Genomic DNA, 18401 nt, shown 5'->3' on the forward strand with positions numbered 1-18401 from the left:
TATGAACCATGCGACCAAACGAGTACGACATGTGAACGTAAACAAAGACCATGGGCCATTGAACAACAGCAATAATTCTATCTAATTTAAAAGCTTTATGTAACCTGACATATATTGACATGATCAAGGTTTAATGATTAATCTACTATTTCCTTCACTCTACCTACTGTGCCATCTTCCAGCATGACTTTAATACCGTGCGGATGGGTGTTGGAATTCGTTAATATTTTGGAAACTACCCCCTCGGTCAATTTCCCTGATCGTTGATCCTGTTTCTTCACAACTTTTACTCGAAGACCTTGTTTTATATTCTCTCTTTTAGTCCCTGGCATTTACATATTTCTCCTTTTTTACGTCATTTGTGCTAGTCACTTTACTATATATTTACCTTTTATCATAACCAATAATTAAAGATTCCGTCAGAATCTAGCAGGATCTGATAAAAAAATAACCGTCCTAATCCAAGTGAAATAGGATAGTTATGATTTTATCTCTGAATAAATTTGTATTATAGCTTATTTATTTTCCGAATAATACGAGCCACACTTTTCTCCCCATTGTATCGTCGTTCCAAAGTTCTTGACAAACAAAGAAAAGAATAAATCCACAACCCTAGTGATAAGCTAAGGTGGAGTTTTTAAAAGCTACTGTGAGTCAAAAAGAGATGGGAGTTTTATATCAAACATGAAAAAATCACTAGTTGTCTTTTATGTATCCCTAGCAATTCTGGCAAGTCTTGTTCTCATGGGAGTATTGATACCTGAATCATTAGAGCGTACCACTAGTAGCACCCAAAGTTTTATAACAAATTCATTCGGATGGTATTATTTGGGGATTGTATCATTTTTTGTAGCCGTGCTTATTTATCTACTAATAAGTCCCATTGGTAAGATAAAACTTGGGAAGCCTACGGACAAGCCTGAGTTTTCACGGCCAACATGGATTGCCATGCTGTTTAGTGCAGGCGTAGGAATTGGTCTAATCTTTTATGGTACGTTTGAACCAATTAGTCATTATGCAATAAGTTCTCCTACAGGGGAACTATCCACTCCTCAAGGAATTAAGGATGCAATGAGGTTTACATTTTTTCACTATGGAATCCATGCATGGGCAATCTATGGTGCAATCGCCTTAACGCTTGCATATTTTACGTTTAGAAAAGGAGAACCCAGCTTAATTAGCAGAACATTACGCCCACTGATTGGAAAACATGCAGATGGAGTAGTTGGTAAGATCATTGATATTATTGCGGTCATTTCAACTGTAATGGGAGTAGCAACATCTTTGGGATTTGGTGCTATGCAAATAAATGGGGGGCTATCTTATTTATTTGGAATACCAAGTAATATCCTGTCGCAAACATTGATTATTCTTGTTGTTACAGTCCTATTTATGATATCTGCATTAACTGGTTTAGGGAAAGGTATTAAAATCCTTAGTAACCTTAATATGGGGCTCTCTGGAATCCTTTTCTTGATTGTCCTTATTTTCGGACCAACACTGTTCATCTTAAATTTATTGATGGATACCCTAGGATCTTACCTGCATAATTTTGTCAGAATGAGTACTAGAATTGCCCCCGTTAACGAAGAGGCACGAAGCTGGATTAATAACTGGACTATCTTCTATTGGGCTTGGTGGATTGCCTGGTCTCCTTTTGTAGGTGTTTTTATCGCTAGAGTATCCAAGGGAAGAACTATTCGGGAGTTTATAATCTACGTACTGCTAACTCCATCACTAATCAGTTTCCTTTGGTTTACAACATTTGGAGGTGCTGCTATCTCAACCGAACTTTCAGGTATTTCTATTTCCTCCCTGTTACCCGAAGAGTCACTATTCGGAGTGCTAGAAGGTTTTCCTTTTAGTATGGCTTTTTCAATTTTAGCCATCATTATCATCATCTCATTTTTCATTACATCAGCAGACTCTGGTACATTTGTTTTAGGAATGATGACAACAAATGGTTCCCAAAATCCAAGCAACAAAATCAAGGTGACTTGGGGGATATTACTTTCTGTAACTGCACTTACTTTACTTTATTCAGGTGGATTACTCGCTCTTCAAAACACCATGGTTATTGCAGCTCTTCCATTTTCAGTTATTTTAGGATTCATGGTATTTAGTTTGATAAAATCATTAAAACAAGAAAGAAAAGAACTTGGAATTGGTCAATTAAGATACCCAGAACCAAAAGAAACTAACAAGTAAGATATTCTTTTTCGTTAGTTTTTTCACGTAGACTATAAAAATAGGGAAGGCTATGATAAGCCTTCCCTATTTTTATTTATAATGAATCAACATATGCTTCTAATTCTTCTACAGTTTGTGGTACTTCCACTTCACCATTTAGAATTTTTTCTTGCCATTCTTTAATGGCATTAATGATTTCTTCTGTCATTGCTTCTTTATTTGTTTCAGCAATAGCAATTGCATCTTCTTCTATTCCATATTCTAATAGTTCTCCTGCAGGGAATTCTCCGTTCATTCCTCTATTGATAACATCTTGAACGGCTACATCCACACGTTTAACCATAGAAGTTAGTGTAATATTTTGTTCACCAACCTGGCCTTCTTCATACTGATCACGGTCTACGCCAATAACCCAAAGTTCACGTTCAGGGTCATTTTGCTTAATATCCTTAGCTTGGTTAAATACACCATTTCCTGTACCACCTGATGCATGGTAAATGACATCCACACCACTGTCATACATGTTCGCTGCAATTATTTTACCTTTTGCTGGGTCTGTGAATGATTCAGCATATTGTACATCCACCTCAATATCAGGATTCACTGATTTAACACCTGCGGTAAACCCAGCTTCAAATTTATCAATTAATGGTGAAGCAATTCCACCAACGAATCCGACTTTATTTGTTTTTGTTTTATTAGCTGCAGCTACTCCAACTAGGAATGAGCCTTGATGTTCTTTAAACTTAATACTAGCAGCATTTGGAGCATCAACTACTTCATCAACGATTGCAAAATTTGAATCTGCATATTGTTCTGCTGCAGTCTGAAGATCTTCTTTTAATTTAAATCCTATACCGAATACAATATCATATTCGTCACGTACAAATCGAGTAATATTTGGCATATAATCTGCTGTCCCATTTGACTGTGCATAATCAAAACCTTCACCTTTTGATAATCCAGCACCTTCGCCCCAAGCTTTAATACCTTCCCATGCTGATTGGTTAAATGATTTATCATCTACTCCACCTTCATCTGTAACCATAGCAACTTTATAATCAGTAGATGCTTCCCCATTTTGAGAAGCATTATCTCCATTATCCTCTGTACCTGCATTTTCCTTTTCCTTAGCTCCACCACAAGCTGCTAGAATCAAGCCTATAGACAGTATAAGAACTAAAAGTAATACATTATGTTTTTTCATGGTTGTTCCTCCTAAAATTATTGTAAGGGTCCGAACGCTGTAAGATATTCACAACAATCCTATAATTCCCCCATTAGTTGTATTATCTCGAGACATTAAACAAAAAATACTTTTGATTACAGAACATTACTAGTTAATGTTCTAATAATAATTCAAAATTAATCTTTCTAACTCCTCCTACTTCTCTAGATGTATTGTTTTTCATATAACCCTATAGAAAAAAGCTCAAAACACATGCTCACTATAAAAAGCATGTATTTCGAGCTCATTAGATCGAAATGTACAAACATCTATTAAAAACATGAATTAACGTTATCTTTTGCGAAAATCGATGTCTTACTCTTTGCTATCATCTACTTCTGATAGCAAAATAGAAGTTATTATTCTGTACTCGCTTTCCATAGTCATTTTATTTTCGGTAAACTGGTAGAAACTTACAGGCCATATCCCTGCTATTATATGAAAAATATGATTATGTTCGCATTTAGTATATCATCTCTCACTTATATTTCAAGTATATTATACTAGTGATTTGAAACCACTCTATTAAAATCCTCTAAAAAACCTTATAGGTACTGGACTTGAACTACAACAGTAACTTTCTATTCTCGATTTAGATTCTGTCTTCTTAAATTGCTATAAAACTCCCATTTCACTTAAATGCGAACAATTAATTAAAAATACGAACCATTATTCGCAGTTTAATGGATAGCAATTATCACAAGCGATGTTATTCTGAGACCCATTAAAACAGAATTTATAATTATGTCATAACATTGTTAATTAAATGTGAAACACTAAATAAATAAAACCATAAAAATCAAGAAAAGGACACCCTCATTCTTGCATAATAACAAAGGTCGCATCCACTTCACCAGATTCCTGAGCGAAGTAAGGCGACCTTTGTTCATTAACTAATTCTATTCATTAACTCATATTGACGTAGTTTTAACTCGAATAAGGTTAGGGGATCTCGATAGTTCTCAGGTTGATTGTGCATCATATTGATGGAATCATTATATTTTTCGATATCAACCCGCACTTCCTCCATTAGGCATTTTAGTGCTTCGGATGAACTTGAACAGAATCTGTTAATATCCCACTCTATTGATCCCTCAAAAAATTCTAGTTGTTGTATAAAAGGATTGATGATTTCTCCTATAATTTGAGTATAATCTGCATTTTCGATGTAGTTTTTATATCTACTATAGAGCATATCCTTATTTTTTGTTATGGAGCCAAACAGTTTTCCAGCGCCTTTTAATAACAACTGAGAAGGGTTATTACGCAACATGATGTTGACATTTTCGCGCTGCAAGATTCCCCTTGAAATCCGCTCCATGTCACGCTGCCAATCCTCTAATACCTTATAGTCACCATTCAAAACAATCTTATCTTCCTTAAATTGTGAATTAATATGTTCACTAAATTCATTCCATGTACTCTGGCAGTCCTGAAACTCTCTTTGGCAATTCTCTATCCATTCCTGAATAGTATATTTAAAATCATAGAGTATGTAATTCCTCATATAAGTAGTAATCCGCTTATTCATTTCTTCATTTAGTTCCACATGGAGTTTTGAAAAATCACTGTCCTCCTGAACTAATTCAGAACAATTTCGGAGTAGTTTCGGCAATTTGCTCATCACATTCTCAGTCAAAACCTTTTTTATATTTCGGAACGAATCTATCATGACACTCACTTTTTCTTTCTCCATATCCTCTAACTGTTGATGCATATCTTGCAGTCCAGTTAGCATTTCTCCGTTCCAATTGATTTCTTCCAAAATGGCATTTTCTAATTCTACCCTCTGTTCTAGCAGAAACTCTAACGTAGCTTTAAGTAGATTCCTTATTTTAGATGGACTTACCACTTCCGCATTATACTCCTCAGGCATAGACTTCAAGAATTCCGTTAATTCCTCTAACAAACCTTCTCCTTTTGCCCATATCTTAATAGAATCAAAAAGCTTAAGTCCTTCTTCAGTACCGTTTTGATTTGGATTTGAACCTTCAAACCGGAGTTCTGCCTCACTTATCAACGTAGCATCAAGCTCGGCCGGAAAAGTTTCATCCCAGGCAAGTACAGCGGTTGAAGAAATTAATGTATCTGATAAAGAAGAGAGTTTTAACCAGTTTGCTAAATGAGTCTGTACTAAATTTGAAATATCCCTAATTAGATACCTACCGCTTATTAACTCGAAGTATGTTTCGTTAAATAATCGTGGAAGCTTCTCCCATCTATGAGATTGTTCAACATTATGATTTAAAAGAAGCTGGTTCATGACGTCTAGCCATTGTATATAATAGCCACCATCCTTATAACTGTTCCACATTACTTCTGTAAGACTCTCAAAATGGGATTTATCAAGGTGTAGTAATACCACTAACATTTCATGAAAATAATTCGGAGCGTAGTTAACGATGGAACCCTGCGCAGCATACCCTTCTAATACTTTAAACCATGAAATTGATTTTGTTCGTACCGCCTCATCAACGGCAAGTTCCACTGCATTTTCCCAATCTTTAAATTCTTCGAAGTACCCTTTAGCTATCTCTGTTACATGAGAATAATCTGGATTTAACTTCACAGCCTTCTTAATTGTATCAACAGCCTTTTCTAGAGTACCTTGTTGAATGTATAGGGAAAACAGCTGTAATAAGACCTCTGACTTCAATGCAACAGATGGCGTATCAACTTCCTTGTAAAATCTTTCTGCATGATCCAATAATCCCATTTCTAGATGAGCATCCGCTATATTTTTCTGTGCCCATGGAATTAGTTCTTCTTTTTCTAAAGGATACTGCCATTTATGAATAGCCGCCTCATAATCATTATTTAAGAAATATACTTCCCCTTGCGCATAGCGAATAGAAGATAACTCCGGTCGTTGTTTTCGCATTTCATCCATGTACATGTCACCCAAGATTTTAATTGGATGCTCTTGGATATTTTCACTTATTATAGTTTGATAATAGGATTTATTAATTAGTTCATTCTCAGTTGTCACGATAATCCCCCGCATTTATGTTTTTGTTTATTGATTCCAATTTATTAATACTTCTCTATTCTTATTCATATAGAACTCGTTCCATTCACAAATCGTATCAAATAGAAGTTCACAGTTATTGTATTCGTATTTACTTTAGGGTTTATGGGGTTGGAGGAAATGTTTTTGGTGCCTGTCACTTCCCGATACTTGTCGAAGAGGCAGATAGTGCACTACCATATGCGCTAGATTAAATGAAGTACCTAATTGGCTCGTATGAGTCGTTGATAGACCGAACTTATACAATTAAACTAATGTAAAAACAATAGCTACCAATAAACAAAGGGAGCCAACAATATCCAACTCTTTGAATCTTACAAAAAGAAAAGCTGGTTTTCATAACAGAAAACCAGCAATTTATTTATATATTTAGGCTTCAACATCATAGCCTTGTTCTTCAATAGCCTCTTTCATGGCATCAACGTTTACCTTTGATTCATCGAAAGTAACATCTACAGAACCCGCTTCTAAATCAACTTCAGCTGCGGACACGCCATCTAACTTTTTTAATGCACCTTCAACGGACATTTTGCAATGACCACATGTCATGCCTTGTACATTTATAGTTTTCTCCATGCCTTTTCACCTCCTTTAAATGGTTCTTTTTTATAGTTTTACTCGCTTTAAGCGAAGTGAGTTCGTAACAACACTTACTGAACTTAATGCCATTGCGGCACCAGCAACCCATGGGGCAAGTAATCCGATTGCTGCAACTGGGATTCCCGCTGTATTGTAGCCGAATGCCCAGAATAAGTTTTGGCGGATATTTTTAATGGTTGCATGACTAATTCTGATGGCCTTTGGAATGAGCAATAGTTCTCCACCAAGAATGGTAAGATCAGCCGCTTCAATCGCTACTTCTGTCCCTGTTCCAATGGCAATTCCAATATCCGCAGTAACTAATGCAGGTGCATCATTCACGCCGTCACCAACCATTGCTACCTTTTTGCCTTTACTCTGAATTTCTCTTACTTTATCCGCTTTTTCTTCCGGTAACACCTGGGCAATCACTTTGTCGATTCCTACTTGTTTCGCAATAGCTTGAGCTGTTCTTTCATTATCGCCTGTTAACATGATCACTTCTAAGCCTAGTTCTTTTAACTCTCTTATTGCTTGTGGTGCTGTTTCTTTAATGGTATCTGCAACCGCAACAGTTCCACGATACATTCCATCAATGGCAATCAACATGGCTGTTTTACCATTGTTTTCAAATTCAACTAATTTCTCTTCATTACCTTCAATATCAATTTGGTGATCATTCATTAATTTTCGATTCCCAACAAGGATCTGTTTTCCAGCTAGTCTAGCTTCAATACCGTGACCAGGTATAGCATCGAATTCATCCACTTCTACGAAATCAATATCCCTCTCTGTTGCATATGCCACAATAGCTCCTGCAAGTGGATGTTCCGAACCTTTTTCTGCACTAGCTAGCAATTGTAATGTCTCTTCATCACCTGAAAAGTCTGTTACTTCTGGTTTCCCTTTTGTAATAGTCCCTGTTTTATCCAAAACAATGGCATTTAACTGATGTGTTCTTTCTAAGTGTTCTCCACCTTTAAACAAAATACCATTTTCAGCTGCTCTACCTGTTCCAACCATAATAGAAGTTGGAGTAGCAAGCCCTAACGCACATGGACAAGCAATAACAAGTACAGCAATTGCTGCAACTAAAGCAGGTTCGAATTGACCAGGCTCTACAAACGCTATCCATACGATAAATGTTAGAATGGCAATTACTACAACGATTGGTACGAAATAGCCAGAAATGATATCGGCTAATCGTTGGATTGGTGCTTTCTTCCCCTGAGCTTCTTCTACAACTTTGACAATCGATGCAAGGGCAGTATCCTTCCCTACTTTTGTCGCTTCCATTTCAATCGAACCATTTTTGTTTATAGTAGAGCCGATTAAGCTAGCATTTACTTCTTTTTCAATTGGAATAGATTCCCCTGTAATCATCGATTCATCGACAGAAGTTCTTCCTTTTACAACCATTCCATCTACAGGTATCTTCTCTCCTGGTTTTACAACCAATCGATCACCTACGACAACTTCCTCCACTGGAATCATGATTTCCTCGCCATTTCTTATAACACGAGCCTCTTTTGCTTGTAAATTAAGTAAAGAGGATAATGCATTCGTTGTCTGGCTTTTTGCTCTTGCTTCCAAATACTTCCCAAATAAAATCAACGTAATTAATACAGCACTTGTCTCAAAATATAGATGTGGCATATATTCAGGATTTCCAATGGTCTTAAATGCTTCATACAAACTATAGAAATATGCAGCACTTGTACCTAATGCAACAAGCACATCCATGTTCGCTCCACCATTACGTAAATTCTTATAAGCTCCAACATAAAATTGCCATCCGATGATAAATTGAACTGGTGTTGCCAGTGCAAATTGGAACCAAGGATTCATGAATATATCCGGTATATCCATATTAAATAAATGAACCAACATGGTTACTAATAGTGGAGCAGCTAACACAGCTGAAATGATTAATTTTGTCTTCATATGTTGCAATTCTTTTTCTTTATGTGTTTGTTTTTCCGCTGCCTCCGCTTTCGGCTTCGCATCATAACCCACATTTTTGATTTTCTCAATTAATACTTTCATATCAGTAAGTCCTGGGTTATATTCGATGGATGCAGTTTCTGTTGTTAAGTTTACAGATGCGTGCCTTACCCCTTCTTGCTTATTTAATACCTTTTCAATACGGGTCGAACATGCAGCACAAGTCATTCCAAACACATCTAACTCTGCTTTTTCCATTAATACACCGTAACCAACATTTTCAATTTTCTTTGTAATATCTTCTATAGAAGTTTTTTCTGAATCATAGTCTACGGTTGCCTTTTCTGTGGTTAAATTTACTTGTGCTTTCACACCATCCATTTTGTTTAATGTTTTTTCAATACGGTTTGAACAGGCTGCACAGGTCATTCCAGTTACATTAAGCGTTGCATGTTTTGTTTCGCTCATTATCTTTTCTCTCCTTTTAGTGTTCTAAAAAATATTGACGACTAATCTAAACTTTCTTCTGAATAACCAACTCGTTTACGGATTTCATCAATACCAATTCTTGATACAAATCTGTAAAACTGTTCTCGTTTCTTCCCTTGTTCACTGTACATCGATATGATTTTTTCTGCTACATCATATAATTCCTCAGGAGTCAGACCTTCTATTATTTTTGTTCCAACCCTAGCATCATGTCCTTTCGATTTACCACCGATATATAATGTATAAGTATCCTTCATCTTCATAACACCAATATCATTAATCATCGGTTCACCACAACCTATTGGACATCCTGTATAAGCTGGTTTCAATGTGAACGGTACAGGTTGACCAGCGATTCTTTTATTTAATTCTTTTGCAACAGGCAATCCTTCATGTTCTGACCCTTTACAAAAGTTACAAGTTCGTAAGCTTTTGACAAATTTTCCAACTGGATAACAACTTAGTCCCGCCTCTTCAAATTCATTAATTACTTGATCTTTTCTCTCTTCTGGTACCTCGATATATATCTGTTGGAAGGTAGTTAATTCTAGTTCTTCCCCATCATCTAAATATTTTGCCAAAACCACTAATTGTTTACCATTTAACTTAGCTCCAAAATTAATTCCACCATTGACCGCAATTTTAATCTTCTTTTCTGTTACTAATGCCACTTGCATTCTCTCCCCAATTTGAAATCATTACCATCACCAAATTTATTACTGTTACCATTGTTAATCTTCCCCTAATTACCCCCACAGGGTATATTATAGATAAAAAAAATATAAAGTCAGATGGTCTAGTTCGTATTGAAAGTGTTAATGATGTCAGTTTTATTATTTTCAAATCCAATAAAATATTTGACCAGCTTTTTCCTACCAAATAAGCCTTTTTTATAAAAGGCAAACATAGGAACAATTCTAGTGCCCGATATTTTCTTTAACTCTTCTTCTAAATTTGGAAATTTGCTGACATCTTTATCTTCGTATTGAACTCCTTTAGAAGATAAATATTTCTTTGCTTCCTGGCAGTCTGAACATGTAGACCTTGTATATAGTTCGAGTTGTAGTTTATTTTCCAAATAGAATCACCCCTGATGTTCGTTAGAATGATTTGAGTTACAATGATCAGAGTTACAGTTACTATATCCATGCTCACTACACTTACATTGTCCTGGAACACAGTTGCAAGGAACTTCCTCGACAGCATCCTTTTTCTTCGTTTCAAGTATTTTTTCTAAAATATCAATATCTTTAAAACTCAATGTTGCATTTGAAAGTAAGTATGCAATTGTATTACCAACCTCCCTGCTGCATATGTTGTTGTAAAAATCATTAAGCGAACTTTTTATAATATCCCCTTCACTTACTTTTGAAGAGTATAAATATTTTTTTCCTTCTGTTTCAGTTTCAAGCATACCCTTATTTACGAGTCTACCAATAAAGGTTTTTGTAGTTGCTGGTTTCCAATCTTTTTTTTGCTGCAAAACTTCAATAATTTCTTTACTTGTGACTTTATTTTGTGCCCAAACAACACGCATAACTTCCCATTCTGAATCCGTAATTTTATGTTCTATTTCAGCAACCATGGCCATACCCACCTCATTGTTTACATTTGTAATCATTTAATATGGTTTAAGTTTACATTTGTAATCGACTTTTGTCAAGTGTATTCTTTTCATCAATATCATTTGTAATTAGAAAACTCGGAATAAAGGGAAGGGTAGAATTAGATATAAGACAAATATATACATTGAACAGGAAACAAGTAGTTCGTTTCGATTTTTTTTGTAGAAAGGTTTGTAGGAAGCAATTAGTAAGGTTGATTGGTGATGGAATCCTTTAAAATGGTAGTGGGGGCTGATAAAGGAAAAGATCTTGAAGGTAGTATTAATCATTGGAAATCCGTTTTTTTACAATAACAGTATGGAACAGGAGCACGTCAAGTAAAGTCGAAGAGAAAGATTACGCTCTTCGACTTTACACCATGGGAGAAAGTTAAAAATTTGTTTAACGTAGCCTGGCTTTTAGATAAGAAAAGGGGCAGTCTAGACTCTTTTAAAATTACAGGCAACTATATTTCTTGGTAATTGAATTCACAAGTGTTTTCCAATCCTCTTATTTTGTCTCTAGTTTAAAAAATCTTTTTTATATCGAACGGCTAGATAGATTCCTGAAGCGATAAATGCAAGAGAATACTTATATAAGAAGAAAATTTCCCACATATATGTTTTCGGGAAAATCACATCGCACAAAACTATTCCACATAACATTATGAGTGTACTTCTTAAAGATATTTGTATTGTTCTTTCGTCAGCCTTACCCATTTTTTTTCGAAATACGAATATCAGAATCCCTCCGAGTAAAAGCAATACAAGACCGATACCAAGAAGCATATTCCAATTACCAGGTGATTCTTCCGCCCAGGTTTTTAAGGGATAAAAGGTCTTGTTTGATATTTCTGTTATATCAAATTTCATTTTGATCGCTTCCTTCCACATAAGTAAAAATATCGTTAACATCAACTTTGAAGAAATTTGCAATACGAAAAGCTAATAGTAACGTAGGAACATAATTTCCTTTTTCCATTACGAAAATTGTTTGTTTCGAAACACCCACTTTCTCAGCTAGCTCTAGCTGAGACATTCTGGCAAGCACACGATATTCATAGACTTTATTTGATATCGAATCACCAAAATCTCCCTTCATCATCATCACCTCTTAAGACCATTATAAAGTAACTCTTTATAAAAGTAAAGTAAACTTATACAAAATTATAATATGATTATATAAAAGTTTGAAATTGATTTTATTTTTTTCGGGTATTCGAATTGTATTGGTGAATATCCAATTTGATTAATCTGCAATAACACAACACTAATTCGGATTAGTGTGGATTAGTGTGGATTAGTGTGATTTTGTATATAGTTACGATTTTTTTTAAAAAGAGACGTGATTAACTTCTGTGGAACCATATATAGTACATCTAATCGCATAGCAAATTCTATGCGATTATTTGTTGATATTGAAATACTATGAAGAAATAAAAGAAATGTATTTTACACCCTCATACATGAATGGGAATCTGAAAACTTACTGAACTACTAATGAATTTTCCTCTGTGAGTTCAAGATATTATCAAGATTGGTAAATTTTATGCAAAATACATGTTATAACACGATTGCAACCGTAAGTTGACAAAGCGCAACTCCCACTTGGTAGAACTTAGAGTGATGTTTCTCTAAGATATAGTAAGTGACAGGAAAGGAGGAGCAAATATTGAATTAAAATGCAAAGAATTAAGGGAGGAAAGGAATAATGAAACAAGTACCGATTATCGGAGTTATATTTACTGTGGGAGTATTAGTTCTTTTAAAGGTTTTTCAGGATGAAATTCCGAGAATTGATGAGCCAATAACAAATACACTCGTCTTTTTAGGATTCGTCATTTTTGGTGTTCTATATGGCATATCGAAAATGAAAAAAATAATAAGCAGAAGTAAAGATTGGAGATAAGTGAGATGGAGAATATTTTAGAAGTTGAAAATCTGAATAAAATTTATTCAGATTCTCACTTTGAGCTGAAAGACATTACTTTTTCAATACCATACGGTTCGATTGTGGGTATTATTGGTGAGAATGGTGCTGGAAAAACGTCAACAATGGCTGCAATTTTAGGTACATCTAAAAAGGATAGTGGCACCATAAAGATTTTTAATCAGGAGATGGATTATTTAAATAATAAGTTAAAAGAACGAATTGGTGTCGTTTTTGAACAGATGAATTTCTCTAACAATGTAAATGTGGTTCAACTTTCAAATGTATTAAGCCATATTTATCAAAAATGGGATAAGGAAAAGTACTTTCATTATATTGATACTTTCTCTCTACCCAAAAAGGAAAAGGTCGGGAATTTTTCACGTGGAATGTCGATGAAATTATCAATCGCAGTTGCTCTCTCACACAATACAAAATTACTAATTTTAGATGAAGCAACCGCTGGTTTAGATCCAAAAGCTAGAAATGAAATGTTAGATGTATTTTTAGATTTTGTAAAAGATAAAAATCAATCGATTTTACTATCTTCGCACATAACAAGTGATATTGAAAAAATCGCAGACGAACTAATTTTTATTAAAAAAGGAGAAATCGTTTTGCAGACAAGTAAAAATGAATTATTGGATAATTTTGCTATTGTCCAGTGCAAGCCAACTGAATGGAAGCAAATAGACTCCAATGTTACGGTGTCATATAGAAATAAAGAGCATATGCTGGAAGTGCTTGTTTCAGATAAACATTCCTTACCCGCTTCATTTCAAATAAAAGAATACTCATTAGATGAGATCACGTTACTTTTAATGGAAGGGGACCATCATGAAGGGACTAATTCTTAACAACCTATATTCAGTGGAAAAAAGCGTAAAATTCTCCTCCTTGTTAACAGCTGTTGTAGTAGTTTTGTTACTTCTAATGAATCATTCGGCTGCATTGAAACTAGCTGGTTTTTTACCATTTGTACTTATACCTGTTCATGCGTTTGATATATTGAAATATGATGCTATCTCTGGATGGAATAAATATGAGATAATACTACCTGTAACAAGGAAACGAATCATAGAAAGTAAATATCTGACCTTCATATTACTGTTTATTTTCAGTTTTTTATTAGTTTTTTGTATTGCCTATGTTATTCATTTATTTTTGTTACCAACCATGCATTCCGTATTTTTCAATTATTTGCTACGTGCCATGGGATTAATCATATGTATAGCGGCTTTAGTCTATCCCTTGACTTTCAGGCTGGGAACAGAACAATCGGATTCGATTATGATGGGAAGTTTAGGCATCACTTTAGGCATTTATTTTGTAACGGTCTTTATGCTTGAAGTGTTTATTGGAGAGGTTGAAGATTTTGATGAAAAGTTCTCTATCATTTTTTTCATTGCATCGGTTTTATTTTTATTAATTTCTTATGTGATTTCTGTATATATATACAAAAACAAGGAGTTCTAAAGTCTTAATAAATGAAGGGAGTTAAAAGTAAGTGACCTTTGGTGAGAAACTCTATAAATTACGAAAAGAAAAAGGGATTTCCCAAGAGGCTTTGGCGGAAAAGTTAAACACATCAAGACAAGCCATAAGTAAATGGGAGAATGGTCAAGGATACCCTGAAACGGAAAAACTTCTGATGATTGGAAATGTATTCGGGGTCTCTATGGACTATTTGTTAAAGAATTCTACCGAACATAATATTGATAAGGAGGCAGGGTATTATGTTAGCAAAGAAATGGCAGAGGGGTATTTGTTGTCTGTACATAAGATTTCTAAATATACTGCATTAGGTTTCTTCCTGATTGCTTTATCAACTATCCCATATTTTATTTTCAAACAAGATCCAGCGATATATATGATTCCAACTATTATTATCGCTACAATTGGAATAGGAATGTTCGTTTCAGTATCATTTTTGGAAGAAAATCAGTATAAAATATTAAAAAAGGAGTCCTTAATCCTTGATGAAAAATACCTTAACGTATTAATTTCAAGATACGAAAACATGAAAAAGAAATATGGCGTTATTAATTTAATAGGTGTGGGATTGTTTGTTGCCGGACTCTTAGCCTTTGGGATAGAAAAAAGGTTTATAAACTCTGAGTTTTTAGTGCCATATTACCCAATCTGTATAGGGATGATTGCAGTAGGGTTGTATATTAACATACGAACTTCAACGATACTTGAAGCGTATAAACTATTGGCAATAAATAAAGAGTATACGAATAGTTTTGGTTTTAAACTCCGACGGAAAATAAGAAAGAAAGTAGATGACTTTTAATAATAGAACTTTAATAATTAATTTTCATCATTTGAAGTTTGCTTTATACTCAAATGAGTATTATTATATCATCTATTAGTATCAGAACGATTGACATCCATATCTGGTAAATATTCAGTAAATGTTTCATTTACTCCCTACATTTATATCGTTGGGATTGACATAAATACCAACACGTTTTGCATGTATTGGCAGGTCGAATAATAGTTGATGTTTCTTACCATGTTTGTATAAGTTTGCAAGGGTACCACATTTTTGACAGTTAGAGGGACGAAAAGACTTTACGAAACATTTTCAATGACTGCGTTGATGAGCTTGAAGCTCAAACTGATTTTAGAACTCCTAAATGGCTTGGTATTGAACCATAGAACGTAGACAACTTATGAGGTATCGTTATGTACTTCTTACAAGGAGTAAAGACTTAACAGACTTCGTGGACCAGATTAAATACAAGTATGGACAAAACATTTTCCATTGCTTGTATAGGCTTACGAACTCAACGATCATTTCTTTGACTTCAATGAAGCCATTAGAGCAAATGATGTTGTTTACTCCAGACTATCGTAAAGTTAAAAAGTGTGGTGCAGATTTTTCCACACTGACGAAAGCTATGTAAGAGGGTACTTTTTAACCCTCTTTCCACTCTATTTTCCGATTACCCTTTTATTCTATTAGGTTTGACTTCCGGGGCGCGTCTGGAGAGTTAGTGGTACTAAAATGAAAGGATTTCGACTTTAAAAACAACTCAATAAAGAACCTTTTCATCTATTTTCCTACATAATAAATAACACCCACAAACATTGATATATCAACATTCATGAGTGTTTTATCGTTTCTTATCTTTTTAGATACCGGTGGTCGGGGTCGAACCGACACTCCCCAGGGGGAACGGGATTTTGAGTCCCGCGCGTCTGCCAATTCCGCCACACCGGCATATTATCAATTGACGAAGTCTTTGACTGACAAGTAATAATATAGCACGGTTTTGGCAGTAAAGTCAATGGAAAAGTTTTTCTGTAAACTTAATTGAAGTAATCGCTAAACAGTTGGGCTATCATTCTTCTTCCAATTAATAACGAATTTGCGTATGACTTTTCCAATAAAAACCCCTATGATAAGGAATATTATAGGTAACCAAATTACACCAAAATAAACTCCATTAATATTAAATATCGGAGAATACACAACCCCAACAGTACCTAGAAAAGCAGCAAATACAAATGGAAGAAAAGCATATGGTTCTTGACCTCCACCTGCATCACGATAAGCATCCCACATTGCAAATAAGTAAAGACAAGGATAAAACATTAACCATTGAAAATCGGCATAAGCAATGGCTTCCTGTATGTTGCCATAAAAACTTGGTAATATCGCATAATTCAATCCTGACTTTACATTAACAATGAATTCTAACAATATTAAAACCGTTCCCTTAATAATCTTCCCATTTAAATATTGCCCAAATCCGGGTAAGGCAATGCTCCAAAATAATACCTCAGTTTTTCTATTTTGTGTCATCGCTCACACTACCCATCTACTAACTCATCTCGGTTTGGTGCCATCGGAGGTTCCTCCAACCATCCATTATCAATCATAATGTTAGCCCCATCCTCAGCGTACTTCATAATTTCAGCTATCAATCGAGTATAGTGTACAGAAATGTCACGTCTCATACTTCCTGCCAATGCCAATCCATAATATCCTATACTAGTAGCAATTAGAGAAGTCGTTTCGAACATAATCAATCTTTCAGAGAATACAAAAGAAGTTTTATCCGTTACTTCTGAGTCCGAACTCATTGGTGCTGGTAGGTTTTCTTCATTCAATAAAGAACTGAATACCTCTATATGTTTAGATGCAATTTCTTTACCTCTTATGACAAATCTTTTTACTTCCTTCGATTGAGCAACTTGTGCAAATCCAATCAGTGTTGATGCACCCAACGCATTTCGTTGTATATTGGAATATAAGGTTGTAATTTCCATCCCAGTCAATGGTCTTCTCTCACCAAACCACCCAGTTAAAAAACCTTGTTTCTTAACATATTTAGGTTTTGCTGGAGGTTGTATATATGGCCCCCTAATATATATACCTTTTTCTAACATTAGATTCTTTGCCATTCTATGTAATTCATTTGTCTTGGTAAAACATGTTGCAAAATGCTCATATATATCTTCTCTTGCACTAATTCCTATAGCTGCACTATAAGTGTTCATCCCTACACTAGCCATATCTCTTACATTATTAAGCATATAGCTATCGGAAAAGAGTTTGGGAGCATGAATATCAACGTCTTCTTTTTCAGTGAAACCAATTGGTACTGGATAATTCTCCTTTCTAAAGAGAACCGATAGCTTTTCTACTTGATATTCCGATAAATCTAATCCATGTTGTACAACTTCTTTAATACTTTGATCTTCTACACAATTCAAGAAATATTTAAAGACACAAACTGATAAACTGTTTGTCATATATGCATTCCAAATATGTGATATCTCTACTGCAGTTAATTGTGGGTTATGCTCTTTCGCCATTTTATATTTACCTCCGAATACTAATAACTAATTCTAATCTTTAGTATTCCCTAGATGTAAATATTATACAGTCTCTTGTAACCTTATCGTAATCACCATGTAAAATAAAAACTCTTTTGTTTTAATTGCTATTATCATAGCAATTAAAACAAAAGAGTTTAGGACTTTATTATAAAATTTAAATTGGAGGCGGTAACCGGATTTGAACCGGTGATAAAGGTTTTGCAGACCTCTGCCTTACCACTTGGCTATACCGCCGTATATATTGGAGCGGAAGACGGGATTCGAACCCGCGACCCCCACCTTGGCAAGGTGGTGTTCTACCACTGAACTACTTCCGCGGTTGGCTGGGCTACCAGGATTCGAACCTGGGAATGACGGGACCAAAACCCGTTGCCTTACCGCTTGGCTATAGCCCAATAAAAGGGCGACCGGTGGGAATCGAACCCACGAGTGCCGGAGCCACAATCCGGTGCGTTAACCCCTTCGCCACGGCCGCCATAATAAAAATGGCAGGGGTAGTAGGAATCGAACCCACATCAAAGGTTTTGGAGACCTTCGTTTTACCATTAAACTATAC

At 35.1% G+C, this 18401-nt stretch carries 17 protein-coding genes, 6 tRNA genes, 1 pseudogene and 1 riboswitch (1 of these 25 only partly in view); of the genes and pseudogenes, 5 read left to right on the forward strand and 19 right to left on the reverse strand.

All coding sequences use genetic code 11. The features are described from left to right. Positions 1–137 precede the first annotated feature (137 nt). Positions 138–332, reverse strand: coding sequence for a YwbE family protein (locus tag TY11_RS13945; protein WP_042147350.1), 195 nt, complete (start codon positions 330–332; stop codon positions 138–140). Between the two features lie 352 nt (positions 333–684). Here TY11_RS13945 and TY11_RS13950 point away from each other — a divergent pair, with 352 nt between their 5' ends. Beyond that, entirely contained in the window at positions 685–2208 is a 1524-nt protein-coding gene (locus TY11_RS13950; RefSeq protein WP_042147353.1) for a BCCT family transporter, read from the forward strand. A gap of 76 nt (positions 2209–2284) precedes the next feature. Here the strand turns inward: TY11_RS13950 and TY11_RS13955 are convergent, their stop codons facing one another. The 9 genes from TY11_RS13955 to TY11_RS13995 form a co-directional block, all read right to left on the reverse strand. Further along, positions 2285–3397, reverse strand: a complete 1113-nt coding sequence (locus TY11_RS13955; protein WP_042147356.1) for a BMP family lipoprotein — start codon at positions 3395–3397, stop codon at positions 2285–2287. A 381-nt stretch (positions 3398–3778) separates the two neighbouring features. Then, positions 3779–3880, reverse strand: a riboswitch (purine riboswitch). A gap of 427 nt (positions 3881–4307) precedes the next feature. Next, positions 4308–6407 carry a tetratricopeptide repeat protein gene (locus TY11_RS13960; RefSeq protein ID WP_042147361.1) on the reverse strand — a complete coding sequence of 700 codons (2100 nt, stop codon included), beginning with the start codon at positions 6405–6407 and terminating at the stop codon, positions 4308–4310. 408 nt (positions 6408–6815) lie between these two features. Continuing rightward, positions 6816–7022 carry a copper chaperone CopZ gene (gene copZ / locus TY11_RS13965; protein ID WP_042147364.1) on the reverse strand — a complete coding sequence of 69 codons (207 nt, stop codon included), beginning with the start codon at positions 7020–7022 and terminating at the stop codon, positions 6816–6818. A gap of 30 nt (positions 7023–7052) precedes the next feature. After that, positions 7053–9437, reverse strand: coding sequence for a heavy metal translocating P-type ATPase (locus TY11_RS13970; RefSeq protein WP_042147366.1), 2385 nt, complete (start codon positions 9435–9437; stop codon positions 7053–7055). Positions 9438–9478: 41 nt separating this feature from the next. Further along, on the reverse strand, positions 9479–10129 hold the full coding sequence (locus TY11_RS13975) for an NAD(P)/FAD-dependent oxidoreductase (RefSeq protein ID WP_231495831.1): 651 nt from the start codon (positions 10127–10129) through the stop codon (positions 9479–9481). A gap of 125 nt (positions 10130–10254) precedes the next feature. Next, positions 10255–10536 carry a glutaredoxin family protein gene (locus tag TY11_RS13980; protein ID WP_042147372.1) on the reverse strand — a complete coding sequence of 94 codons (282 nt, stop codon included), beginning with the start codon at positions 10534–10536 and terminating at the stop codon, positions 10255–10257. Positions 10537–10542: 6 nt separating this feature from the next. After that, positions 10543–11043 carry a CopY/TcrY family copper transport repressor gene (locus tag TY11_RS13985; protein ID WP_042147376.1) on the reverse strand — a complete coding sequence of 167 codons (501 nt, stop codon included), beginning with the start codon at positions 11041–11043 and terminating at the stop codon, positions 10543–10545. A 540-nt stretch (positions 11044–11583) separates the two neighbouring features. Beyond that, positions 11584–11934: an LPXTG cell wall anchor domain-containing protein gene (locus tag TY11_RS13990; RefSeq protein WP_042147380.1), complete on the reverse strand. Its 351-nt coding sequence runs from the start codon at positions 11932–11934 to the stop codon at positions 11584–11586. Beyond that, positions 11924–12163, reverse strand: a complete 240-nt coding sequence (locus tag TY11_RS13995; protein ID WP_197025101.1) for a helix-turn-helix transcriptional regulator — start codon at positions 12161–12163, stop codon at positions 11924–11926. The genes TY11_RS13990 and TY11_RS13995 overlap by 11 nt, the downstream gene beginning before the upstream one ends. 609 nt (positions 12164–12772) lie before the next feature. On the opposite strand from TY11_RS13995, the gene TY11_RS14000 reads away from it, so the two are divergent. The 4 genes from TY11_RS14000 to TY11_RS14015 are packed head-to-tail and all read left to right on the forward strand — an operon-like array spanning position 12773 to position 15287. Next, on the forward strand, positions 12773–12970 hold the full coding sequence (locus TY11_RS14000; RefSeq protein ID WP_042147386.1) for a hypothetical protein: 198 nt from the start codon (positions 12773–12775) through the stop codon (positions 12968–12970). A 5-nt stretch (positions 12971–12975) separates the two neighbouring features. Continuing rightward, complete coding sequence (locus TY11_RS14005; protein WP_042147389.1) at positions 12976–13848, forward strand: ABC transporter ATP-binding protein; 873 nt, start codon at positions 12976–12978, stop codon at positions 13846–13848. After that, positions 13829–14467: an ABC-2 transporter permease gene (locus TY11_RS14010; protein ID WP_042147392.1), complete on the forward strand. Its 639-nt coding sequence runs from the start codon at positions 13829–13831 to the stop codon at positions 14465–14467. The genes TY11_RS14005 and TY11_RS14010 overlap by 20 nt, the downstream gene beginning before the upstream one ends. Positions 14468–14498: 31 nt before the next feature. After that, a complete protein-coding gene (locus TY11_RS14015) occupies positions 14499–15287 on the forward strand; it encodes a helix-turn-helix domain-containing protein (protein ID WP_042147395.1) in 789 nt (262 codons plus the stop codon). Between the two features lie 126 nt (positions 15288–15413). Here the strand turns inward: TY11_RS14015 and TY11_RS21120 are convergent. From TY11_RS21120 to TY11_RS14055, 9 genes and pseudogenes are all read right to left on the reverse strand, one after another. Beyond that, positions 15414–15545, reverse strand: a pseudogene (locus TY11_RS21120) (hypothetical protein); the annotation flags it as partial. A 591-nt stretch (positions 15546–16136) separates the two neighbouring features. Beyond that, positions 16137–16220: transfer RNA gene (locus TY11_RS14020), tRNA-Leu, on the reverse strand. Between the two features lie 105 nt (positions 16221–16325). Beyond that, entirely contained in the window at positions 16326–16805 is a 480-nt protein-coding gene (locus TY11_RS14025) for a membrane protein (RefSeq protein WP_042147398.1), read from the reverse strand. Positions 16806–16813: 8 nt separating this feature from the next. Continuing rightward, a complete protein-coding gene (locus tag TY11_RS14030) occupies positions 16814–17821 on the reverse strand; it encodes a DUF3231 family protein (RefSeq protein WP_042147401.1) in 1008 nt (335 codons plus the stop codon). Positions 17822–18005: 184 nt separating this feature from the next. Then, positions 18006–18079 (reverse strand) — tRNA-Cys (locus TY11_RS14035). 8 nt (positions 18080–18087) lie between these two features. Then, a tRNA-Gly gene (locus TY11_RS14040) sits at positions 18088–18162 on the reverse strand. Positions 18163–18165: 3 nt separating this feature from the next. Further along, positions 18166–18240 (reverse strand) — tRNA-Gln (locus TY11_RS14045). 7 nt (positions 18241–18247) lie between these two features. Then, a tRNA-His gene (locus TY11_RS14050) sits at positions 18248–18320 on the reverse strand. A gap of 11 nt (positions 18321–18331) precedes the next feature. Further along, positions 18332–18401: transfer RNA gene (locus TY11_RS14055), tRNA-Trp, on the reverse strand; it runs 4 nt beyond the window's last position.

The sequence above is a fragment of the Paucisalibacillus algeriensis genome (genome assembly GCF_000577245.1).
In the GTDB taxonomy this organism is placed as follows: domain Bacteria; phylum Bacillota; class Bacilli; order Bacillales; family Amphibacillaceae; genus Ornithinibacillus.

Bases quoted from the DNA above. Each gene is read 5' to 3' on its own strand.
- TY11_RS13945 (WP_042147350.1), bottom strand. From the start codon at position 332: ATGCCAGGGACTAAAAGAGAGAATATAAAACAAGGTCTTCGAGTAAAA.
- TY11_RS14000 (WP_042147386.1), top strand. From the start codon at position 12,773: ATGAAACAAGTACCGATTATCGGAGTTATATTTACTGTGGGAGTATTA.
- TY11_RS14010 (WP_042147392.1), top strand. From the start codon at position 13,829: ATGAAGGGACTAATTCTTAACAACCTATATTCAGTGGAAAAAAGCGTA.
- TY11_RS13990 (WP_042147380.1), bottom strand. From the start codon at position 11,934: ATGAAATTTGATATAACAGAAATATCAAACAAGACCTTTTATCCCTTA.
- TY11_RS14030 (WP_042147401.1), bottom strand. From the start codon at position 17,821: ATGGCGAAAGAGCATAACCCACAATTAACTGCAGTAGAGATATCACAT.
- TY11_RS13985 (WP_042147376.1), bottom strand. From the start codon at position 11,043: ATGGTTGCTGAAATAGAACATAAAATTACGGATTCAGAATGGGAAGTT.
- TY11_RS14025 (WP_042147398.1), bottom strand. From the start codon at position 16,805: ATGACACAAAATAGAAAAACTGAGGTATTATTTTGGAGCATTGCCTTA.
- TY11_RS13955 (WP_042147356.1), bottom strand. From the start codon at position 3,397: ATGAAAAAACATAATGTATTACTTTTAGTTCTTATACTGTCTATAGGC.
- copZ (WP_042147364.1), bottom strand. From the start codon at position 7,022: ATGGAGAAAACTATAAATGTACAAGGCATGACATGTGGTCATTGCAAA.
- TY11_RS14005 (WP_042147389.1), top strand. From the start codon at position 12,976: ATGGAGAATATTTTAGAAGTTGAAAATCTGAATAAAATTTATTCAGAT.
- TY11_RS13950 (WP_042147353.1), top strand. From the start codon at position 685: ATGAAAAAATCACTAGTTGTCTTTTATGTATCCCTAGCAATTCTGGCA.
- TY11_RS13995 (WP_197025101.1), bottom strand. From the start codon at position 12,163: ATGAAGGGAGATTTTGGTGATTCGATATCAAATAAAGTCTATGAATAT.
- TY11_RS13970 (WP_042147366.1), bottom strand. From the start codon at position 9,437: ATGAGCGAAACAAAACATGCAACGCTTAATGTAACTGGAATGACCTGT.